Raw genomic sequence first — 3,639 nt, 5'->3', positions numbered from 1 at the left:
CGCCCCCGAACGCGAGCTCGCGCACTCACCCCTCGTCCAGACCGTCTTCGGGCTGCACCACCTCGAACGCGACCAGTGGCCTCTCGGCCCAGATGTGCAGGCGACCTGGGAAAGCGTCGACACGGGTACCGCCAAGTTCGATCTCACCTTCAGCGTGGTGAGCACCGGCCGGCGCATGTGGCTGGACGTCGAGTACGCCACCGACCTGTACGACGAGGGCACCGTCGGCCGCTTCGCCGAGCACTGGCTCACCCTGCTCGACCGCGCCCTCACCACCCCCGCCAGCCCTCTCGCCGGCATCTCCAGCCTGCCCGCCGGCGAACAGCGGCAGCTGCGGCATTGGTCCAACGACCCGCCCATCCTCACCTCCAACGACCGCACCCTGGGCGACCTGGTCGCGGAGCAGGCCCGGCACGCCCCCGACGCCGTCGCCATCACCGCGGACGGCGCCGGCATCACCTACCGCGAGCTGCTCCAGCGAGCGGACGCCATCGCCGAGCACCTCGCGGACCGCGGCCTGCAACACGGCGACCTCGTCGGCCTGTGCTGCGACCGCTCCGCCGAACTAGTCATCGGCATGCTCGGCATCCTGCGGGCAGGTGGCGCCTACGTGCCGCTCGACCCTGACTATCCGGCCGACCGGCTGGCCTTCATGCTCGGTGACGGCGGCCTCCGTATCGTCCTGGGCCACCAGCATCTCCTCGATGCGCTCCCTCTCGCCGCCGACCAGCATCCGGTTTCCCTCGGCGACCTCCCTCATCACCCCACGCCCGGATATGCCCCGCTCTCCGGCCGCTCCCACGATCCCGCCTACGTCATTTACACCTCCGGATCCACGGGCCGGCCCAAAGGCGTCCTCGTCACCCACGACAACGCGATCGGCTTGTTCGATTCGACGCGGGGATGGTTCGGCTTCTCTCCAGCGGATGTGTGGACCCTGTTCCATTCGGCCGCGTTCGACTTCTCGGTGTGGGAGATCTGGGGCGCCCTGACCACCGGCGGGCGGCTGGTCGTGGTGCCGTTCTGGGAGAGCCGAGACGCCGAGGCCTTCCACGGACTCGTCGCCCGCGAGGGCGTGACGGTGCTGAACCAGACCCCGGCCGCCTTCAGGAACTTCGCCGCCGCGGACGAGCGCAGCCCCCGGCCTCTCGCGCTGCGAACGGTCATCTTCGGCGGTGAGGCGCTGGACAGCGAGACCGTGTCCCGCTGGTGGGAACGGCACGCGGAGGACAGCCCGCAACTGGTCAACATGTATGGCATCACCGAGACCACGGTCCACGTCACCTACTGCCCGCTGACCAGGGCGACGCTGCAGGCAAGCCGCAGCCCCATCGGCCGTCCCATTCCCGACCTGACCGTCCACGTTCTGGACGCGTACGGCGAGCCGGCTCCTCTCGGCGTGCCGGGGGAGATGTACGTGGGCGGCCGGGGGGTCGCCATGGGATACCTGAACCGCTCGACCACCACCGCTGAGCGATTCGTCCCCGATCCCTTCTCCGCCGTTCCCGGCCGACGGCTGTACCGTACCGGCGACCTGGCTCGCTGGCTGCCCGACGGCACGCTGGAGTTCCTGGGACGCAACGACGACCAGGTGAAGATCCGCGGCTTCCGCATCGAGCTCGGTGAGATCGAATCGGTACTGACCGCCCACCCGCGCGTCCGCGGCGGCGTGGTCACGACACGAGGCGAGGCGGCCGACGCCAGGCTGGTCGCCTACGTCGTCCCCGCCGACGACCGGCTCACCGTCGCGGAACTGCTGGAGCATCTCAGCGCGCGGCTGCCGTCCTACATGGTCCCGGCGGCGACGGTCTTCCTCGACGAGCTACCGCTGACCGGCAACGGCAAGATCGATCGCGGCCGCCTGCCGGAGCCGGGAGTCGAGCGGCCCGAGCTGCGAGATCACTACGCGGCGCCGCGCACCGAGACCGAGGAGATCCTGGCCGAGGTCTGGGCGCAGGTGCTCGACCTGGACCGCGTGGGGGTCGACGACAACTTCTTCCACCTGGGCGGAGACTCGATCCGCAGCCTTCAGGTGCTGGCCATGGCGCGCGAGCGAGGGCTGGACTTCTCCTTGCAGAGGCTGTTCCAGCTGCGGACGATCGCGGCGCTCGCCGCGGAGGCGCGGAGCGTGACCATCGAGCGGCGCACCTCCGAGGCGTTCAGCCTGGTGTCCGCGGCCGACCGGGAGCGCATGCCCGCCGACGTCGTGGACGCCTACCCGCTGGCCAGACTGCAGGCCGGGATGATCTTTCACATGGAGGAGGACCGGGACCGGCTCCTCTACCTCAACTTCGACAGCTACCAGATCCGGGCCCCGTTCGTGGAGAAGACCTTCCGCGAGGCCGTCCAGCAGGTCGTGGACCGTCACCCGACCCTCAGAACGTCCTTCCATCTGAGCGGATACAGCGAGCTGCTGCAGCTGGTCCACCGCGAGGCGACCATGCCGATCGTGGTGGAGGACATCCGCGGCCTGCCGGAGACCGAGCAGGAACGAGTCCTCGACGAGCTGATGTCCACCGAGCGGGCCAGGAACTTCGACCTGGCCACGCCACCGCTGCTGCGGTTCTACATCCACCGGCGCAGCGACGAGACCTTCCAATGGTCGCTGGTGGAGCACCACGCCATCCTGGACGGCTGGAGCCTGAACTCCACCATCGCGGAGATCCTGGAGCGGTATCTCGCGCTGCTGAAGGACCCCGGGGCCGCGCCGCCGCCCGTTCCGGCCGTCCTGTTCCGCGACTTCATCAAGGACGAACTGGACGCGATCGGCTCGGCGGAGGAGAAGGCGTACTGGACCGGCAAACTCCGCGACGCCGGCAAGCTCATGATCCCTCGCTGGCCGGCGGACACCGAGGTCGAGCCGCTGGTCCAGAAGGGTGGCCAGGAGGCTGACGGGCCGGTGTCACCGCCTGCCGGCACCCACTTCGACGGCTCGTTCGAGACCGTGCTGCCGCGTGAGCTGTGCCTGCGACTGGAGGAAGTGGCCGGCACCCTGGGAGTACCGCTCAAGAGCGTCCTGCTCGCCGCCCACGTCCGGGTGCTGGAGTTCGTCTCGGGCGAGCGGGAGGTGAGCACCGGGGTGACGCAGAACGGCCGGCCGGCCGTGACCGGCGGGACCGATGTGCGTGGCCTGTTCCTCAACTCGCTGCCGTTCCGGGTGGCATTCGCCGGAGGCAGCTGGGCCGATCTGGTCCGCCAGGTGTTCGCCGAGGAGGAAGAGCTCCTGCCTCACAGGCTCTATCCGTCCGCCGAACTGCAGCGCACGGCCGGGATCGGGCAGCTGTACGAAACCCATTTCGTGTACAACCACTTCCACGTGCTGGGTCAGGTTCTGGGCACCGGAGAGGTCTCCGTCGTCAGCGAGACCGACCGAACCTCGCCCAGCATGCGGGCCGAGCCCACCAACTTCACTCTCGTGTGCGGTTTCCTGCGCGACCCTCTGTCCGGCGAGCTGCTGCACGTTCTGGACTATCACCCCGACGAGCTGCGGGAGGAGCAGGTCTCCAGGATCTGGGACTACTACCGGGCCGCACTGCACGCCCTCGCCTACGAGCCGGACCGGTCAGTCGCCGACACGCCGCTGATGCCGGAGGGGGAGCGTGCGCTGATCGAGCGCTGGAACCGTACCGCCAGGCCGGC

The 3,639-nt window shown here is 69.4% G+C and carries 1 protein-coding gene; it reads left to right on the top strand.

The window, feature by feature from the left end; genetic code table 11:
* The coding region (locus V5E28_RS48655; RefSeq protein WP_336217131.1) for a non-ribosomal peptide synthetase at positions 1-3,639 on the top strand (3,639 nt) is incomplete at both ends.

Origin of the sequence: Nonomuraea sp. LPB2021202275-12-8 (assembly GCF_037044575.1) — a bacterium.
Lineage (GTDB): Bacteria > Actinomycetota > Actinomycetes > Streptosporangiales > Streptosporangiaceae > Nonomuraea.
The sequence above is the reverse complement of the archived record's forward strand: the minus strand, read 5'-3'. Positions and strand labels throughout refer to the sequence as shown.